Here is a 19,556-nt window from a genome sequence, read left to right as displayed (position 1 = left end):
TGAACTGACCCCCAAAAGTTGGACACAACTTATGGGGTATTTTTATGCGTTACAATCTAGATTTTAAGATCAAAGTCATAGGATACTATAAGCAAGGACATACCGGTCATGCCACAGCAAAGAAGTTTAAAGTGAATCCAAGATTTGTAAGTAAATGGGTCAAGCAATATCAAAGCGGTGGTATAAAGGCTATTAAGCCAAAGACAAGCAAAGCCAAATACAGTAGTGAGTTTAAACTTAACGTACTAACAACGATGCTTACCCAAGGCCTAAGTCAATTGGAAGTTGCTCTAAGGTATAACATCAGCTCACCAGCTTTAATCAGCCAGTGGCACAAAGCTTATCGACTACAGGGTATGTCTGGACTCATATCTAAACGTAAAGGTAGAGCGGCCATGAGCAAACCATTTATCACAGACAAACCAGATGATGAAAAGATATTAGCAGAGCTGAAACGTGAGAATGAATATCTTCGTGCGGAGAATGCCTACCTAAAAAAGCTCGATGCCTTGCTCAGGGAGAGGGAACAAGCCGAGACAAAGCAAGGCTCATCGAAGGACTAAGGGATAAATATTGCATATCAGCTTTACTTAAGATAGCTGATATGCCTAAAAGTGTCTTTTATTACCATAGGTGTCAGTTTGATGCTGAAGACAAATACGCTGATTTAAAGCAGCGTATCATCGAGCTATATTACCAACATAAAGGTCGGTATGGCTATCGTAGAATCACAGCCGCATTAAAGCAGTTAGGCATGCATCATAACCATAAGCTTATTGCCAAGCTTATGAAGCAGTTAAATCTTAATGCGAAGATCAGAAGAAAGAAGTATCGATCCTATAAAGGTCAACAGGGAAAAATAGCAAAGAACTATTTAAAGCGTCGCTTCCATGCTGGTAAACCCAATAAACGCTGGTTAACAGACATTACTGAGTTTAAGGTGGGTGACAATAAATTATATCTATCTCCGATTCTTGATTGCTATAATAATGAAATAGTCAGTTATACCTTATCTAAAAGACCAACCTATGATGTGGTAAGTAAAATGCTAGATTTTGCGCTAGATAAGACGAAAACAAGTCGTCATAAAAAGTTAATGCTTCACTCTGATCAAGGCTGGCATTATCAAATGAAGCCTTTTAGAAAGACGCTTAAAAAGCATAAGATAAGACAAAGCATGAGTAGAAAAGGCAACTGCATAGATAATGCGTTAATGGAGAGCTTCTTTGGCACACTGAAGTGTGAGACCATCTATATTGAAAAGCCTAAAACTATTGATGAACTAGAAAAGCAAATTCATGAGTACATTCATTATTACAATCATGAGCGTATTCAGCTTAAACTTAAAGGACTGAGTCCTGTGAAGTACAGAATTCAGTCCTTGAGATAGACTTAAACCGTCCAACTTTTGGGGGTCAGTTCAAAGAGTCGAGCTTTTCATTCCAGCTTCTAATTCCGCTTATATTAACGTTATCATTACGAGATTATACTCAAAAAACCAAATATGAATATTTAACTCAATTTGGCAAGTACTGCTTCACCCATCGCTTTACAGCCAACTACTTTAAGACCTGTGGCATCTTTATCCATAATATCACCCGTGCGTAAACCATCATCTAGAACATCACTAACGGCTTGTTCAATTGCGGCGGCAGACGCTTCATGTTTAAAGGTATAACGCAGCATCATAGCCACTGATAAGATAGTCGCTAAGGGATTGGCTTTGTCTTGACCTGCAATATCAGGTGCACTACCATGACACGGCTCATACATTCCTTTACCATTTTCATCTAAGCTGGCAGACGGTAGCATACCTATAGAGCCGGTTAGCATAGCGGCTTCGTCAGATAAAATATCACCAAACATATTACCAGTTACCATCACATCAAACTGTTTGGGATTTTTAATAAGTTGCATACAAGCATTATCCGCATACATATGGCTTAAGGCGACATCTGAATACTGAGACTCTTGCAATTTAGTCATGGTCTGCTTCCACAGCTCAGTTACCTCTAATACATTAGCTTTATCCACTGAGCACACTTTGGCAGGTTTGCCATGTGCTTTGGCACGAACTTGTGCCAAATCAAACGCTACTTTTCCGATGCGCTCAATTTCAGAGGTTTTATAGACCATGGTGTTATAACCTTGCTGCTCGCCATTATCCAACGTGCGAATGCCTCTAGGCTCACCAAAATAAATGCCCCCCGTAAGCTCACGCACAATCAGTAAATCAAGCCCCTTGATAATCTCAGGTTTTAGACTTGAGGCATTGGCAAGCTGAGGATACAGCTTTGCAACGCGTAAATTAGCAAACAAACCTAATTCACTGCGGATCTTCAATAGACCACGTTCAGGGCGAATGCTACGCTCTATACCGTCCCACTTAGGGCCACCCACCGCACCTAGCAAGACGGCATCGGCAGCATGTGCTTTTTCTAAAGTATCATCGGGTAACGGCACTCCTGCTCTATCGATAGCGGCACCGCCTAAATCGCCCTCTTCTAAAGTTAGCCCTAAATCAAATTTCTCATTAACCGCTTTAAGCACATTGACGGCTTGCGTCATAATTTCTGGTCCGATGCCATCGCCTGCGAGCGTTAATACAGTTGCCATACTTTCAATTTCCTAAGTTGTTTTAAAGGTAGTTATTTTTTTAATAAGTCACTTATAATTAGTCACTCTTAGTTGCTTACTTTTTGATTAACTATTATCTAAGGAGCTACTATTCAAGGTTCAAGAGCTAAGCGTTAACCTCATTAAATATCCAAGGGGTTTGTTGACGCCTTTTTTCCTCATAGGTCTTGATCGCCTCTTCTTGCTGAAGCGTAAGACCAATATCATCTAACCCATTAAGCAAGCAATGCTTACGAAATTCATCAATCTCAAAGGGATATTCAGTACCATCAGGGGTAACGACCACTTGACGCTCAAGATCAGCGGTAAGCTCATAGCCTTCATTGGCAAAACAGGCGTTGAATAAACTATCAACTTGCGCTTCTGGCAATACAATGGGCAACATACCATTCTTAAAACAGTTGTTATAAAAGATATCTGCAAAGCTTGGGGCAATCACAGTACGGAACCCATACTCTGATAATGCCCAAGGGGCATGTTCTCGACTCGAACCACAACCGAAGTTATCACGTGCTAACAATATAGTTGCGCCTTTATATTGTGGCTGATTGAGTACAAAGTCTGGGTTTAATGGACGTTTACTGTTGTCCTGACCCGGATAACCTTCATCCAGATAACGCCATTCATCGAATAAATTAACGCCAAAACCTGTCCGTTTAATTGATTTTAAAAACTGCTTTGGAATAATTTGATCCGTATCCACATTGGAGCGATCAAGTGGGCAAACGATGCCTTTTTGAGTGTTATAAGCTTGCATAATTTTTCCTTAAATTGGACGAGAAAGGGGGTTAACGGCTATAGTTATCAATGCGTTAAAACCTCTAATCAAAAGCTACGTACATCAACAAAATGACCCGCTAAAGCAGCGGCAGCAGCCATTGCAGGACTAACCAAATGCGTGCGTCCGCCATTACCTTGACGACCTTCGAAATTACGGTTTGACGTTGAGGCGCAGTGCTCTTGTGGCTCAAGCTTATCGGCATTCATTGCCAAACACATTGAGCACCCCGGCTCACGCCACTCAAATCCTGCCTCAATAAACACCTTATCCAAGCCCTCTTCTTCAGCCTGTTGTTTGACTTGTCCAGATCCAGCTACCACTATGGCTTCTTTAACATTATCGGCAACTTTACGTCCTTTAATAACGGACGCTGCTGAACGCAAATCTTCAATACGAGAGTTAGTACACGACCCAATAAAAATACGGTCAAGCTTGATATCGGTAATCGGCTGACCTCCATTAATACCCATATACTGATAAGCACGTTCCCACGCCTCAGCCTGAACCTCATCTTTTGCTTGGGCCAAAGTTGGTACATGTTGCGTCACATCAACTACCATCTCAGGAGAGGTGCCCCAAGATACTTGCGGTGCAATGTCACTGCCATCTAACTCAACAATCGCATCAAACTCAGCGTCTTCATCTGAACGCAACGTTTGCCAATAGGCAACTGCTTGCTCCCACTGCTCACCTGTTGGCGCAAATGGGCGACCTTTAACATAATCAATAGTCGTCTGATCAACCGCCACCATACCGACTCGAGCACCAGCTTCAATGGCCATATTACAAACGGTCATACGACCTTCCATGCTCATATTCTCAAATACATCTCCAGCAAACTCTATCGCATAACCTGTACCACCTGCCGTACCTATTTTAGCGATAATGGCCAATACGACGTCTTTTGCAGTAACCCCTTCACCAAGCTCGCCATTGACACGAATCAACATATTTTTGGATTTTTTCTGTACCAAGCATTGGGTGGCCAATACATGCTCTACTTCAGAGGTACCGATACCATGTGCTAAACAGCCTAATGCACCATGTGTTGCAGTATGTGAGTCGCCACACACCACGGTCATACCGGGCAATACAAGGCCTTGCTCAGGTCCTACTACATGCACAATACCTTGACGAGCATCATTAATCGTAAACTCAGCAATATTAAATTTGGCACAGTTATCATCTAAGGTCTTTACTTGTAGACGTGAGACTTGATCTTTAATACCACTCACACCTTCTAGTCGCTCTTTTCGAACTGTCGGCACATTATGATCAGGCGTTGCAATATTAGCTGACAAACGCCATGGATCACGATTCGCCAACGCTAGACCTTCAAAAGCCTGCGGGCTAGTCACTTCGTGCAGTAGGTGACGGTCAATATAAATTAAGCTTGAGCCATCGTCACGTTTACTGACTAAATGGGCATCCCAAAGTTTGTCATAAAGAGTTTTTGCGGTGGTTGAATTTGTTGCTGACATGGAAGATATCCTTGCTGGCTTTTATGATTTAAAAAACTACAGACTATAAAAGTAACTGAGTATCTGATTAAATGGAACGTTAAGTTAAAAAGTCAAATTAAAAAAGACTGGATTAAAACCAACCTAATTAACTCACATAACACGACAAAGAAATGCGCAACGCTATATAGTATTTTTATTAATAGACTGTTTATCAAAAGATATTTTAACTTTACTTAACTGTCGTTTGTATTTAGTTCAAGCAGGTTTATAACTTTATTAAATAAGTTACCTTAAAGGGTAACAGGAAACTCATTAGTTAGAATATTAAAAAACTAAGTCTTAAATTGAATTTTGATTAGCCGAGATTTAGCGCTCAATTAAGCATATATTGAGGTTATGGAGTAATTCTTTTTAAAGACCACAAAAGGCATTATTGAGTTTAATAATAGTCGTAAATGTGTCATAAAAACTCTTTATAACCCTGATAGTACATCCTATTGAGATTATAACAGCTAAGTTATATAATAATAATTGATGATTTTTATCTATAGCTAAACTTTATTTTATCAAACTGCAACTCACAAATCTGGGTTAATCATGAATACTACAAATTTAACAACGTTCATAACCGTCATGCAAACAGGTAGCATTTCCGGTGCGGCCGAGAAACTATTTATTACCCAGCCTGCTGTTAGCAAGCGTATCAAGAACTTAGAAGACGAGTTTAAAGTGACACTGTTTGATACGCTTGGTCGTGGTATTGTACCAACGGCAGCCGCTAACGAGCTATTACCTCATGCCAAACGCTGGCTCGATGACTATGATAATTTCAAGATAAATATTCAAAACTCACAACAAACCATCTCAGGGAAACTGGTCATTGGCACTAGCCATCATATTGGCTTACATCATCTACCCCCAGTGTTAAAGCAATTTATCCAGGCTTATCCTTCTGTTCAATTGGAAGTTCACTTTGTTGACTCTGAAACGGCACACAAAGCGGTTTTAGATGGCGAATTATCACTTGCCTTTTTAACGCTTCCTCCAGTATATGACAAGCGTTTAACCTATCATACTTTGTGGTCTGACCCCTTATATTTTGTAACAGGTACGTTATCACCTTTAGCACACAAAACCGACATAACCCTTGAACAGCTAGCCCACTACCCCGCTATACTCCCTGCTGCCAATACGTTTACTAGTCAGATTACATTGGCTGAGTTTGCCAAACAAAATTTAAAACCTTACGCCACCATGACAACCAATCCATTAGAATCCATTAGAATGTTAGTATCGGTTGGTTTGGGTTGGTCCGTATTGCCACAAACCTTAATTAATCAAGAAATATCATGCATCGATATGGCGGACGACAGTCTAGAATTGCAGCGCTATTTAGGAGTAGTTATTAATCCAAGCCTAACTCGCTCTGCTAGTGTAGATGCCTTGATGCAACTGTTATCTCCTATTGATTAACTCTATACTTTAAATGGTCATCGGTAAGGGAGTTAGATTTTAATCTTTAATGTAACTAACTTAAATATATATGGACTAAATGCATCTAGTTTAACGGCGTATAAATAATCGAGTATTATCCCAATGCTATAGAGTAGAATGTCAGCCACATCCTTTTTTAGTAAAATCATTAAATAGTTTGAGTACTGACTTTTTTAAATTGACTGATAAGTTATCTTCATATTTGTTAGTCATTCGTATTTTGTATTTTTTTGCTTTATAATACGGGGATATTTCCGAAAGTTACAGTATGTAGTTACCAAATGTGGTTGCTAATATTGAGCAGGTAAAAGGCAGTAAAATTTACTATTTTTTTATAGGGTTGGTGTTATATCGTTTTAAACTTTCGTTTAAACTCATTTATTTTCTACAAAAACCATTATGCCTATATAAACATAATGGTTTTTTTGTTCGCAAAATTCGCAATTTAAGGATATTCACTATGAATGGGATTTCAACAGGCGTGCTCATATCGCTCAGCTTATATTTTCTATTAATGATTGTTATTGGTATTTGGGCTTTTTTTAAACAAGATAAAGATACATCAGGCTACATGCTGGGTGGACGTAACCTAAGCCCAGGTGTTGCCGCCTTATCAGCCGGTGCATCAGATATGTCTGGCTGGCTGTTACTTGGTCTACCTGGCTATATGTATAGCTCGGGTGTGGTTAGTATCTGGATTGCACTCGGCTTAACCATCGGTGCATTTATGAACTACTTGATTGTTGCGCCAAGACTTCGTGTCTACACAGAGGTGGCAGACAACGCCATTACCTTACCTGATTACTTTGCCAATCGCTTTGAGGATAAATCACATCTTCTTAGAGTTATTTCTGCAATTGTTATTATCTTATTCTTTACGGTATACACCGCTGCAAGCTTAGTCGGTGGCGGTAAACTGTTTGATAGTGCGCTTGGTATGAGTTATAGCACAGGTCTTTGGGTAACCGCAGGGGTTGTTGTCGCCTACACTTTATTCGGTGGCTTTTTAGCAGTATCAACCACTGACTTTGTGCAAGGTATTATCATGTTATTTGCTATGATAATCGTTCCTATTGTCGCCTTTACAGACCTTGGCGGTGTTGGTGCGACTACAAATGCCATTCGCAATATTGACCCCGAAATGCTAAATATATTTAGCGGTATGACATTTTTAGGTATTATTTCATTGATGGCATGGGGATTAGGCTACTTTGGTCAACCCCACATTATTGTTCGTTTTATGGCCATTCGATCGGTAAAAGATGTGCCTACTGCCCGTAATATTGGTATGGCTTGGATGATTGTGAGCCTTATTGGTGCCTTAATGACAGGGTTTGCTGGTCGGGCTTATGTACAAAAAACAGCCATGACACTTGATGATCCTGAGACCATTTTCTTAGTATTTACTGACTTCTTGTTCCATCCATTAGTGTCTGGATTTTTATTAGCCGCTATTCTTGCCGCTATTATGAGCACAATTTCTTCGCAGCTATTAGTGGTATCAAGCTCATTGACTCGTGATGTTTATAAGCTATTCTTCGACCGCGAAGCTTCAGAAACCCGTCAAGTATTTGTTGGGCGTATTTCAGTCGTTCTTGTCGCAGTGGTTGCTATTCTGTTAGCATCTGACCCAGATAGTTCCGTTCTAGGACTTGTATCTAACGCTTGGGCAGGCTTTGGTGCAGCATTTGGTCCACTGGTTATCATAAGTCTAATCTGGAGCCGTATGAACCGCAATGGTGCATTAGCTGGTATGATTGTCGGGGCTTTAACGGTCATTGTTTGGGTATATGGTGGCTTTGAAACTGCCGATGGTACAGCATTAAACAGTTGGTTATATGCCATTATTCCTGGCTTTGTCTTAAGCTCAATTGCTATCGTAGTAGTCAGTTTGGCAACCGCTGAGCCAAGCAAAGAAATTAAAGCGAAGTTTAAAGAGATGGAACTCAACCTGAAATAATAGTTAAGTTTTTACTTTATTTGATAAATATTAGACCTTGCAATGCAAGGTCTTTTTTTAGATATTAGGGATATATTAGAGCCTCGAGAAGGGTAAAGACGTTGTTAAGAAGTTAATGGCAACGACTATAAATGTATGTTTTAGCTAAATATTCAATACCAACAAGCGTATTTCCATTAAGACTCAACTTTACTTATATATATATTGATCATCAGCAATAAAAAAGCAACCAACACTTTGATGTTGGTTGCTTAAAAGCCAGTTTATAGGATAACTATATCTATATAAGAATATAGCCAATAAGTTATTTGTCTTGGTAAGACAACTGAACGCCTAGCGCAAAGCCATCATTATCTTCGAAATTACTCACTATATTTCCTGTAGGGACTTTGCCTTTTGCATCGCCAAACATTAGATACTTACCACCGGCAGAAATAGCCCAGTTTTTATCCAAGTTATACTTAGCACCAGCACCAACACTGTAATACCCTTCGATAGGACCAAGTGATGTAGTTGGGTCGCCTGCACCACTATCCCAACCCACTGCACCCGATACTGCTAGATTTGGAGAGAGTCGTTTTCCTAACCCCAGCTCAACCATCCATTGGTCATCATTATAATCGACTAAATTCAAACCTTTAGGATAGGAAACTTTTGATGCTGTGTTATATAACGGAGGTGTAATAGCAAAATCACTCCACGGTACCCAGCGAACTTTAGCGGTAGCAAGTGTGGTTGGATTAATGCCCGTTTGGAAATTAAAATTAACTGATTCAGGCGTTGTAATTTCCATATTATTTGTCTGAATGTCATCTCTACCTGTTAATGCGGCTAACGGTAAGCTTTCAGCTGCTTTTAGGCTATGATCAATCTCAGAACGATAAGTTAATGCGGCTTTTAAAGCAATTTCAGGCTTACTATATTGAATACCAGCGATCCAACCATAATCGGTATCCGGATTAACAGTCAGATCGTATCCCGTTGCTGTTGAATAAGCACTGCCTCTTAACTTAACATCGGCTTTTAAGCGCTGAGCCACAGGACCACCATAGACTTGAAACTCATTATTTTGACCAAACTTCATGCCTAACAGTCCTGTCACACTTTCTGATCTGACCTCTACTTTAGTGCCTTCTGTGTTAGAAAGTGCTCTGTCTAATACACCTTCTAAGCCTTTTAGGCGCTGATAATTTGCTTGCCCATCAGCCAAAGCCTGCTCTGTACCATTAATAGTCCCTTGCAAGGCCGCATAACTATTAATATCCTGTGACCCTAATTGGGCAGCGACCATTTGATCGATTTGTGCTACTGGCGTACCAGCATTGATAGCTTGGTTCAACTGTGCTTCGAAGCCTTTTAAACCCTCTAATTGTTGTTGACCAGCGGCTAGTTTGGTCTGAGTTTTAGTAATAAGACCTTTAAAACCCTCTACATCAGTCACACCTTGGTCGCCTAAACGAGAGGCAATCAAATTATCAGCGACTGCGGTTGGCGCACCAACAAAGTCGTTATTACCTAGGTAGTCTGCTGCTGCACCCCACGGCTCATCATATAGAACACCAACACTAAAGGTATCGTTCACATCAGTTTTAATACCGTAGCGGAAGAAATCATATTCTTCAGCGATATCATCAATTTTATTGTTATCGATGTCTTGACCAGTAACATCAGCATCAATATAAGTGTAAGTCGCTTCAGCATAAGTACCCTCTTGTAAAAACGCCGTGACATCTTGGCCTGAACGATCAAGGCCAGCAGCATGAGTAATACTAGCAATGGATAATGCAGTCATTGCGGTAACTAGAGGTTTTATATAGAAAGTTGAACGCATTAGATTCTCCGAAATTCCATTTATGGGAATATAAATAAAGGGTGATATAATAAGTGAATCAAAATCTATCGATAAAGTTGCATAGTATTTATTACGCTTAACCTTAAATGATTTAGATTCGCCAATATTAATCGAGTGTCAACATAAACGCAACACCTTGAAATAACTTATTTTTTCCAGAAACGTAATATAGCAATTAGCTCACATAAATGCTAAATACTTGTTAGACAGTGTTTTATTAAACATTAGGTTTTGAAGCGTTAATTTATATACCACTGTTTGATAATAAACATTAACCCATAAAAAACTTATCATTTAAGATGACTGGTCATTTCAATATTCTTTAAAAGTTCTAGGTTCAATACTTTCTAAAACAATGTTAGTAGTCACAAACAGGTTAGTAGTCACTTTTGGTAATGAGGTGGTAACCCCTGCGAGTAGTAGCGTAGCTCCTGCTAAAAGTGAGGAGGTATCTCTGATGAGACATCAAAGGGCATTATTTCAGAATCGCTTTGCGCATTGATGTGCCTATACACCAATTGCAATTGACGCTGCATTTCTTGCAAACGCTTATCTTGCTTGGCAATTACTAAATCTAAACTGTCTACCGTCATCTCAAGATAAGCAATTTTAGATTGCAGATCAGCAATGTCATTGTCAAAATTATTTTTCATATGATGGTCTCTTTTTTCTTAAGATGTATTCTTTATTAATTAATGGCAAAATTAAGTTTAAGCAACAGGTACTAACAATCTCATCTGATGGTTTGCCACCTCCATGATATACTGTGGCAAATTTTAGCATGTCGCTTTCTATATAATGATCTATATAACAATGGTAATAAGAAATTTATGGCACTCATTCATTTAAAAGACATCCACTTAGCTTTTGGCGTTGCGCCAGTACTCGATGGTATTGACCTTAGTATTGAGTCAGGTGAGCGGGTTTGTTTAATAGGACGTAATGGCGAGGGTAAGTCTACCCTATTTAAGCTGATTGACGGTCGTATTTCGCCTGATAGTGGTGAAGTTATTATCAATAGCAGCGTTAAAATAGCGATGCTAGAGCAAGACGTTCCAGAAAGTAATGGGCGTATTTTAGATATTGTCATGGGTGGAGACAAAAAGACCGCGGAATTGCTCATCGCTTATGATAAAAAAGCAGATGAATGTGCAAACGGCGATATGACTGCCTGCGAAGCAATGGCAGATTTGCAACATGATATTGATGCGGTGCATGGTTGGGATTTACAGCGTGAAGCCCGTCAGCTTATTACCACAATGGGGCTAGATCCAGAGGACGATTTATCCTCGCTCTCTGGTGGACGTAAACGTCGTGTTCTACTGGCTCGAGCCTTAGTCACTAAACCAGACATTTTACTCCTTGATGAGCCAACCAACCATTTAGATGTTGATAGTATTGAATGGCTTGAGCAGTTTTTAAAAGACTGGCAAGGGTTAACCCTCTTATTCGTAACCCATGACCGAGCATTTGTAGACAAACTTGCCACCCGTATTATTGAACTTGATAGAGGCAAGCTAACCAGCTATGACGTGACTCAAGGCGCGACAGGATACGCCCGCTATCAAGAGTTAAAAGAGCAACAGCTCCTAGCAGAAGAGAAGAACAATTCTAACTTCGATAAAAAACTCGCTCAAGAGGAAGTTTGGATACGCCAAGGTATTAAAGCCCGCCGTACCCGCAATGAGGGACGCGTGCGTGAGTTAAAACAACTGCGTGAAGAACGTAAGGCGCGCCGTGAAAAAGTAGGTAACGTTAATATCACTATGGAAAGTGGCGACAAAAGTGGCAAATTGGTGTGCAAAGTCAAAAACTTGCATCTTGAGTATGATGGTGATGTTCTGGTACATGGCTTTAACACCACTGTTATCCGAGGTGATAAGATTGGTATCATTGGTGCAAATGGTGTCGGTAAAACCACGTTAATTAAAGCAATTTTAGGCCAGTCTGATGATGACATCATTAAAACAGGTAGTGTGACGCTTGGCACGAATTTACAAATCGCATTTTTTGATCAGTTACGTGATCAACTTGATCTAGAGGCCAGTGTGGCGCAAAACGTCTCTGAAGGCTCTGACTTTGTAGAAGTTGGGGGTCGTAAAACCCATATTATGAGTTATCTGCAAGATTTTCTATTTGCACCTGAGCGTGCTCGCACGCCTGTAAAAGCTCTCTCTGGTGGTGAACGTAACCGCGTATTATTAGCTAAGCAGCTATTAAAACCAGCTAATATATTAATTCTGGATGAACCAACTAACGATCTGGATATGGCAACTTTAGAATTACTTGAGGAGTCAGTAGCCAGCTTTAATGGTACCATTTTGCTTATTAGTCATGACCGTGCCTTTATGGACAATGTGGTTACTTCGACTTGGGTATTTGATAAAGATGACCAAGGCCGCGGCATTGTTAAAGAATATGTGGGCGGTTACCAAGATTATTTAACGCAAAAAAAACGTGAAGAAAGTCTGAGTGCTAAATCGAGTAAATCATCAAATAGCAATATCAATAGTGATAAAACAACAGCGGCAAATAAGAAAACATCTGCCCCAGTAGCCAAACGGAAGCTGAGTTATAACGAACAGCGTGAACTTGATGCCCTACCGCAACAGATTGCTGACTTAGAAGCCGAGCAAGCTAAGTTGCAAGAAAAATTGGCTGATGGATCATGGTTTACTGAAGATTTAGCAGCCGCAACACTGGCCAGTGAACGACTGACTGAAATTGATAAAGAGATGATGGAGAAGCTTGAACGCTGGGATGCACTAGACAATTAATACCCGATAGCTAGCAGCGTACAATTTAGCTTATTTTCTATAGTAAAAAAACAGCTATTTTACGTATTTAAATTGTCTCCAATATTCATATCCTCAGAAACTCATAGCATTGACCTTCAAATTCAATGCTATGATAGGGTTTTAAGTAGTTTAGTTTCTAAACGTTACTCTTTATTCTGTTTTAATCGTAAGTTTTAGCAGCTATTAAGGTTAGCCGTTCAGTATTTGTTTTAATATGCGTCAACACCTATCCGGCAGCAGTACCTATATCAATTGCAGTCTTATGGCACACCATCTCAATTGTAATTAACAAGCAGATTATTATGTCAGACACTAATAACACATCACAGTCGCAACCCAACCCAAAAAATAACCCAAATAACGACTCTGCTGTTAAACAATATAAACCGCAGCCAAGGTCTGATAATTTGGCTATTAACCCTGCTATAGCCCCCTCTATTGACTCAGAAACTGAAACCGTTACCCCACCTGTAGCTTCTACCTACCAAACCACCGCTAACTCTAAACCTGTCCCTAAAGGCATGCCGACGATTACGGAGAATCACAAGCAAACCTCAAAGTCACAAAAAAAACCTTTTCAACCTGCTTTTTTATTACCTAAATTTTGGGCAATTTGGCTGGTTGCTGCTATTTTATTACCAATGATATTTCTACCCCTGCGATGGCAGTTTTGGCTAGGTCGTAAACTGGGCATTTTAGTGTACCATTTATCAAAAAGTCGCCAACACATTACTTTGGTAAATTTAAATCTTGCTTTCCCAGAAAAGTCAGAAGAAGACAGAGTACGCTTGGCAAAGCAAGTTTTTGTCAATCAAGGTATCGGTTTATTTGAAACCTTATGTGCGTGGTATCGACCCAATGTGTTTACCCGTACCCTGTCTATTTCAGGTATACAACACCTTATCACAGCACAAAAAGAAGGCCGAGCGGTGCTATTATTAGGTGCCCATTACACGATGCTCGATTTGGGCGGACGGTTAATGACCCAGTTTACCCCTGTGGATTGTGTATATCGGCCGCAAAACAACCCACTTCTTGATTGGTTTATATTCAATGGGCGCCGCCATATTTTTGATGAGCAAATTGAACATCGAGATATGCGTAAGCTGGTTAGTCGCATTCAATCTGGCAAAGTAATTTGGTACTCGCCTGATCAAGATTATGGGCTCAAACATGGCGTAATGGCACCTTTTTTTGGTATTCCCGCTGCTACTATTACCGCACCGAGACGGCTCGCTAAGCTCGGTAAGAAATCAAATCCACCCGCAGTTATGGCGCTGCATACCTACCGCCAAACCCCTGATAACCTACCACGGGGCAAACGCCCGCATTACCATTTGACCGTTACCCCTGTGGTGGAAAACTATCCAAGTTCAGATGAAGTTGCCGATGCCACGCGAATTAATGAGTTATTTGAGGGACTTATTCGCATCGACCCTAGTCAATGGATGTGGTTTCATAAGCGTTACAAAAATAATGACACTGGCACAACAGACTATTATAAATAAGGTCTATTAAAAAGAACCTAATTTAATAAACCTAGATTGGATAAATCGATAAGCAGGGATTTTTGTTATAATTATCTTTTTTTGGCTGGCTGATTTGCCTAGCCAAATTCGCCTAATCTTTAGATGTCCTATGATGGCCGGTAAAACATTGGCCGAATAATGATACAACAATTATATTAAACCATTAACGGCATCTTGAAACCCCATATATCTTTATACTTTAATAAATTTTTATACTTTAATAAATTCTTTTAAGACATCGAGAGACGTATGACAAGTGACATAGCTCAAAACAATCGCCAAAACAATACCCAACGAGATAATACCCAAGAAAAAGCACTGCCGAAGCGCATCTTAACGGGCGTAACAACCACGGGTACGCCCCATTTAGGCAACTATGTTGGGGCAATACGACCTGCCATTAAGTCGGCACTAGATAGCGTTAATAATGACGATCAAACGTTTTTCTTTTTGGCGGATTATCACGGGATCATTAAATGCTTTGATCCCAAACAAATTCATGAATCGACTAAAGCCATTGCCGCTACATGGCTGGCTTGTGGCTTAGATCCTGAGAAAGTCGTATTTTATCGTCAATCTGATGTACCAGAAATTCAAGAATTAGCGTGGATTTTAAACTGTTCATGTTCAAAAGGCTTAATGAACCGAGCTCACGCCTACAAAGCGGCAGTTGATGCCAATCTTGAAAAGCAAGATGTGGATGCGGATCACAATATTACCATGGGGCTATTTGGCTATCCCATATTAATGGCAGCCGATATTTTGATGTTTAATGCCACGCACGTCCCTGTTGGGCGTGACCAGATTCAGCACATCGAAATGGCCCGTGATATCGCTGGCTCATTTAACCATAAATATAAACCCTTATTTACCTTACCATCAGCCGTAGTTGACGATGATATGCCGTTATTAACGGGGCTTGATGGCCGTAAGATGAGCAAAAGCTACGGCAATACCATTCCCCTATTCGGTGAATACAACCCACAGGTTGACCCCGAAAAACAGTTACGTAAAGCAGTGATGCAAATCGTCACTAATTCGCAAGCGCCAGAAGAACCCAAAAATCCAGATGACTCGGTTATTTTTGAAATTTACAAAGCCTTTGCTAATATAGAAGAAGTGGCTAACTTTAGAGCTCAGTTTGAAGCGGGCATTGCATGGGGAGACGCGAAACAAATTTTGTTCGAGAAAATTAACAGCGAAATTGCCCCATTCCGTGAGCGTTATTTTGAGCTTATGGCTAACCCAAAAGAGTTAGAAGAAATACTACAAATGGGGGCGGAAAAAGCCCGTCGACATAGCCGTAACCAATTGGATAAAACCCGCCGAGCTATAGGTATTCGGCCTCTAGCAAAGCTGAAATAGCGGAACTAGCAATTGAACCTTTACCTACCAAATATCAAAGCTCCCAGTACAACTTCGCCCGCAACTACATCTGATGAAGTTAATGCAAAGGTCAATTCGGATGTCATAAACAACGCTAGCATTCGGATTTACACCACGCCTGTTCAAACTTTGCCTGATGACTTGTACATTCCGCCTCAAGCTTTTGCCATTTGGTTAGAGCAGTTTGAAGGGCCGCTTGACTTTTTATTGTACTTGGTCAAAAAGAACAATTTTGATATTACCGAAACCGCTATTCTGCCCATTACTGAGCAGTATCTTACCTATATCAATGAATTAGATGCCGATCATTTCGAATTAGCGGGCGATTACTTACTCATGGCTTCCACTCTAATTGCCATTAAAACTGAGCTATTACTCCCAGCGCCAGAAAAGGTGGAAGATGCGCGTGACCCCAAAGCTGAGTTGATTTCACGTTTAGAGGACTATTCTCAAATCAAAGAAGCTAGTAAGCGTTTGGATACTTTGTTACGCTTAGAACGTGATGTCTTTTTAGCAATGGCAAGTATGCCAGACTCTGACGTTATGGCTGCTGAATTACCAAGCTACCCTGTTGAAATATTGGTAGAAAGCCTACTTAAAATGCAGCTGAAGCCAGACTACCAGACCCACAATATTAAAATAGATCCTGTACCTTTATCTGACCGTATTGCCAGCATTAGCCGGCAGCTAAATGAAACCGGAGAGAAGTCATTTATTGAACTTTTGGACAGTCAACAAGGTCGGCTTGGGGTAGTTGTTAGTTTTGTTGCCGTATTAGAATTGATGAAACGGCATTTAATCGATATTGTACCCGAGACAACCAGCCAAGAAACAGACCAAAACGCCATCTTAGGAAACGAAACCATAGAAAAAACCGATACAAACCACAATGCAAACAAGAGTAATAGCACAAATCTCGCAGAAGATATCGACTTTTCGTTCACAACTGAAACGACATATACCTTTTCTACGTTAAAACTACAGTGGGTGGCTTAAGTTAGCTTACCTACCATTATGAAATTTTTAGAAAACTATAAAAAGTTATAAAAAGCCATGAGAAATCAGGGAAACTGATTTTACAAATAGATTTGGGATGAATATGTCCAATCACAATACGTCCAACGACCATACTGAACAAATGCTCTCAGCCCTCAATGTGGATGTTGAGCCACAGAATCAACAGAACTCTGAACCCATTGCTGAACACGCTGATGATTCAAGTATTGACACATTTGACCTTAAAATCACAGAGTTTAACCGGTATGACCAACTAAGCAGACGAATCGAGGTGTTATTACATGCCTCGGAAACTCCGCTGAGCGCCAACCAACTCAAAAAGTATTTAACGCTATCAAAACAAGAGCTTGAAACCGCACTTATTGTGCTACAGCAACGACTTACCACTGGTGTATTGACCCTTAATCACTCGGCCAGCGGTTATCGATTGCAAATTCGCAGTGAGTTTAGCGGATTAATTCAGCAAGCATTCCCGCAACGTCTTGAGCACCTCAGCCAAGCGTTACTTGAGACCCTCAGCGTCATCGCCTACAAACAGCCCGTGACCCGCAGTGATATTGAGCAAGTGCGCGGCGTAACGGTCTCGAGCAATATATTAAGACAGCTGTTTGATAAAGGCTGGATTATAGAAAAAGGTTATCGAGAAACACTTGGTCGCCCTGCCTTATTACATACCACGCCTGAATTTTTGGATGCGTTCGGTCTTGAGAAATTAGAGGATTTACCGCCTTTACCAGATTTGAATTTAATCAAAGAGAGCTTAGACAGCTAACCCCACAACCCCACTAGCTTAATAAAAATAGCTTGAAGACTGATCAAAATTAAGCAGCTATTCCTGCTTTACGCTTGTATCTGAAGCGGTGGGAAGGGCTGTGTCTAAAGGCCTGAGGGCTTCCTGCTATCGCGATAAGCCCGCAAGCCGAGCCAACAGCACCCACCCAACACCACAGGATACCGCTGCAATCAGGGCTAGCGGTAAGATCGAATGCTTATTGGAGATTTTTTGTGTTAAGTATTTATGATGGACAATCCTAAGTTAACGATTTATATTTTCTAACCCTCTATACCTGTAAATTCCTCTTATCTAATCGCGTATGTCGGGTTAGCGAACCTGACAATATATAAAGCATCTTCATTGTTAGTTATGTATTTCAAAATCTATGAATCGTCGAGTTATGAATTATAGAGTTAAGTCCGTTTCTTGCTAACACGACCTACCTGACTACCACCAATAAGTAGGGTATTGCCTACCCTTACCTAAATTATTATAAATAAGGGCGACCAAGACCAGAATAACCGAGCCAATCAGTGTCGGGGTAACTAAAAACTGCCAGTGAACAGCGCCAAGCATAACGATGAGAGGGTTTGAACCCGCTGGAGGATGCGGTACTCTTAATAGAAGCATGAACGCAATGGCTGTACCAACAGCGAAGGCCATATTCCACCTATGAATACCGAACAGTCCCATAAATACTAACCCTGTTAACGTTGCTATGAAATGCCCCCCTATGACATTTCTTGGCTGAGTAAAAGGGCTCTTAGGATAGGCAAATATGAGCAAACAACTTGCCCCAAATGACCCTAAAATCATGATAGCATTCGTCCAATTACCAACGAAAGCAAGCGTTGCGGTTGCTATCGTTCCTCCTAACCAAGCAGTCGCTATCATCCATAAAGGCAAACGTTTTGGACAAGTCTCAGATTGACCTTTCAATTTATTCCAATTTATAAACCGCATTAAAGTGTCCTCATACTGCTTTAAAATCCTTATTGAAAAACACCTAATTGAACAACTCAAAGTCATTCAATAAGAAAGTAACCTAAAATTTTTATAATAATGTTTGGTATACTGAACAGTATATATGAGTAGTATACCGATTGGTATACATAACTGTTTAATTTTTTGAGGGTGTTATGAATATCGCAACTACCATCGTAGAAAAAAGCTATGCCATTTTTTATAAACATGGATTTCATGACAGCGGTGTCGAGTTATTAGCCAAGCAAGCGGGTACTACCAAACGTACGCTGTATGCTCATTTTGGGAATAAGGAGGGGTTAATTAAGGCTGTTCTTTCTTATCGACATGAGAAGTTCATGAGCCAATTGGCTAACTGGTTCGAACCATTAACGGATATGAACGTAGAGTCTATTAGTCAATGTTATTTGAGCTTTTTGCAAGATTGGGTAACCTCAAATAACTTTTATGGATGTCTGTTTATTAATGCCTGTGCTGAATTCTCAAGTAATGACACACTCCCCCACACTATCGCAAAAAATCACAAATATGAGGTCAGACAGTTTTTATTAAATAAGTTTGAGCATGCTGGCGTCAATAATCCTCAGCAAGTAGCTGATACCTTATTTGTCTTAGGTGAAGGGATTATTGTTAGTGCTCAGACGGGACAAGAAGATTTAAATTGGAAGGCCATAATCGACCAAATGAGTACAAGCCATGCTACTACCCACGCTGATTGCTTAGCCAATTTCAAAGCCTCCTGCAAGTAACAGCATTACCTAAGCGTGACTGTCGCTTGTATTTTTAGCGACGATTGATAGCATAACTAACTCCTTTTAAGACTATTATTTTCTTTACACTTACTGAGCTAAAACGGCAAAACCACAGTGATAGAATTTAA

Annotated in this window: 16 protein-coding genes; 10 read left to right on the top strand and 6 right to left on the bottom strand. The window is 40.3% G+C overall.

Annotated features, from left to right (window positions below; all coding sequences use genetic code 11):
* Positions 1-44: 44 nt before the first annotated feature.
* A complete protein-coding gene (locus AC2SLL_RS09905; RefSeq protein ID WP_486530417.1) occupies positions 45-563 on the top strand; it encodes a helix-turn-helix domain-containing protein in 519 nt (172 codons plus the stop codon).
* Positions 467-1,390, top strand: coding sequence for an IS3 family transposase (locus AC2SLL_RS09900; RefSeq protein ID WP_486530431.1), 924 nt, complete (start codon positions 467-469; stop codon positions 1,388-1,390). Before AC2SLL_RS09905 ends, AC2SLL_RS09900 begins: the two co-directional genes overlap by 97 nt.
* A 122-nt stretch (positions 1,391-1,512) precedes the next feature.
* On the opposite strand, the gene leuB is transcribed toward AC2SLL_RS09900, so the two are convergent.
* The 3 genes from leuB to leuC form a co-directional block, all read right to left on the bottom strand.
* Positions 1,513-2,616 carry a 3-isopropylmalate dehydrogenase gene (leuB, locus tag AC2SLL_RS09895; protein WP_486531525.1) on the bottom strand — a complete coding sequence of 368 codons (1,104 nt, stop codon included), beginning with the start codon at positions 2,614-2,616 and terminating at the stop codon, positions 1,513-1,515.
* Positions 2,617-2,743: 127 nt separating this feature from the next.
* Positions 2,744-3,394 carry a 3-isopropylmalate dehydratase small subunit gene (gene leuD / locus AC2SLL_RS09890; protein ID WP_486531524.1) on the bottom strand — a complete coding sequence of 217 codons (651 nt, stop codon included), beginning with the start codon at positions 3,392-3,394 and terminating at the stop codon, positions 2,744-2,746.
* A 68-nt stretch (positions 3,395-3,462) separates the two neighbouring features.
* On the bottom strand, positions 3,463-4,899 hold the full coding sequence (gene leuC / locus AC2SLL_RS09885) for a 3-isopropylmalate dehydratase large subunit (RefSeq protein ID WP_486531523.1): 1,437 nt from the start codon (positions 4,897-4,899) through the stop codon (positions 3,463-3,465).
* A 579-nt stretch (positions 4,900-5,478) separates the two neighbouring features.
* Between leuC and AC2SLL_RS09880 the strand changes: the two genes are divergently transcribed.
* Both AC2SLL_RS09880 and putP read left to right on the top strand, forming a co-directional pair.
* The gene (locus AC2SLL_RS09880; RefSeq protein ID WP_486531522.1) at positions 5,479-6,354 is read left to right on the top strand and encodes a LysR family transcriptional regulator; all 876 of its coding nucleotides are present in this window, start codon (positions 5,479-5,481) and stop codon (positions 6,352-6,354) included.
* Positions 6,355-6,835: 481 nt separating this feature from the next.
* On the top strand, positions 6,836-8,335 hold the full coding sequence (gene putP / locus AC2SLL_RS09875) for a sodium/proline symporter PutP (protein WP_486531521.1): 1,500 nt from the start codon (positions 6,836-6,838) through the stop codon (positions 8,333-8,335).
* Between the two features lie 304 nt (positions 8,336-8,639).
* Here putP and AC2SLL_RS09870 read toward each other — a convergent pair whose 3' ends face one another.
* Positions 8,640-10,166: an OmpP1/FadL family transporter gene (locus AC2SLL_RS09870; protein ID WP_486531520.1), complete on the bottom strand. Its 1,527-nt coding sequence runs from the start codon at positions 10,164-10,166 to the stop codon at positions 8,640-8,642.
* Between the two features lie 455 nt (positions 10,167-10,621).
* Positions 10,622-10,840, bottom strand: coding sequence for a SlyX family protein (locus tag AC2SLL_RS09865; protein WP_486531519.1), 219 nt, complete (start codon positions 10,838-10,840; stop codon positions 10,622-10,624).
* A 177-nt stretch (positions 10,841-11,017) separates the two neighbouring features.
* Between AC2SLL_RS09865 and AC2SLL_RS09860 the strand changes: the two genes are divergently transcribed.
* The 5 genes from AC2SLL_RS09860 to scpB all read left to right on the top strand — a co-directional run bounded on the left by AC2SLL_RS09860 (position 11,018) and on the right by scpB (position 17,689).
* Complete coding sequence (locus AC2SLL_RS09860) at positions 11,018-12,964, top strand: ATP-binding cassette domain-containing protein (protein ID WP_486531518.1); 1,947 nt, start codon at positions 11,018-11,020, stop codon at positions 12,962-12,964.
* A gap of 542 nt (positions 12,965-13,506) precedes the next feature.
* Complete coding sequence (locus tag AC2SLL_RS09855) at positions 13,507-14,493, top strand: LpxL/LpxP family acyltransferase (protein ID WP_486531531.1); 987 nt, start codon at positions 13,507-13,509, stop codon at positions 14,491-14,493.
* Between the two features lie 270 nt (positions 14,494-14,763).
* A complete protein-coding gene (trpS, locus tag AC2SLL_RS09850; RefSeq protein ID WP_486531517.1) occupies positions 14,764-15,879 on the top strand; it encodes a tryptophan--tRNA ligase in 1,116 nt (371 codons plus the stop codon).
* Between the two features lie 105 nt (positions 15,880-15,984).
* On the top strand, positions 15,985-16,896 hold the full coding sequence (locus AC2SLL_RS09845; RefSeq protein ID WP_486531530.1) for a segregation and condensation protein A: 912 nt from the start codon (positions 15,985-15,987) through the stop codon (positions 16,894-16,896).
* A gap of 103 nt (positions 16,897-16,999) precedes the next feature.
* Complete coding sequence (scpB, locus tag AC2SLL_RS09840) at positions 17,000-17,689, top strand: SMC-Scp complex subunit ScpB (RefSeq protein ID WP_486531516.1); 690 nt, start codon at positions 17,000-17,002, stop codon at positions 17,687-17,689.
* 450 nt (positions 17,690-18,139) lie between these two features.
* On the opposite strand, the gene AC2SLL_RS09835 is transcribed toward scpB, so the two are convergent.
* A complete protein-coding gene (locus AC2SLL_RS09835) occupies positions 18,140-18,655 on the bottom strand; it encodes an HPP family protein (RefSeq protein WP_486531515.1) in 516 nt (171 codons plus the stop codon).
* Positions 18,656-18,831: 176 nt separating this feature from the next.
* On the opposite strand from AC2SLL_RS09835, the gene AC2SLL_RS09830 reads away from it, so the two are divergent.
* Complete coding sequence (locus AC2SLL_RS09830) at positions 18,832-19,425, top strand: TetR/AcrR family transcriptional regulator (RefSeq protein ID WP_486531514.1); 594 nt, start codon at positions 18,832-18,834, stop codon at positions 19,423-19,425.
* Positions 19,426-19,556 lie beyond the last annotated feature (131 nt).

It is taken from the genome of Psychrobacter sp. CX97, from assembly GCF_057396285.1.
The sequence above is the reverse complement of the archived record's forward strand: the minus strand, read 5'-3'. Positions and strand labels throughout refer to the sequence as shown.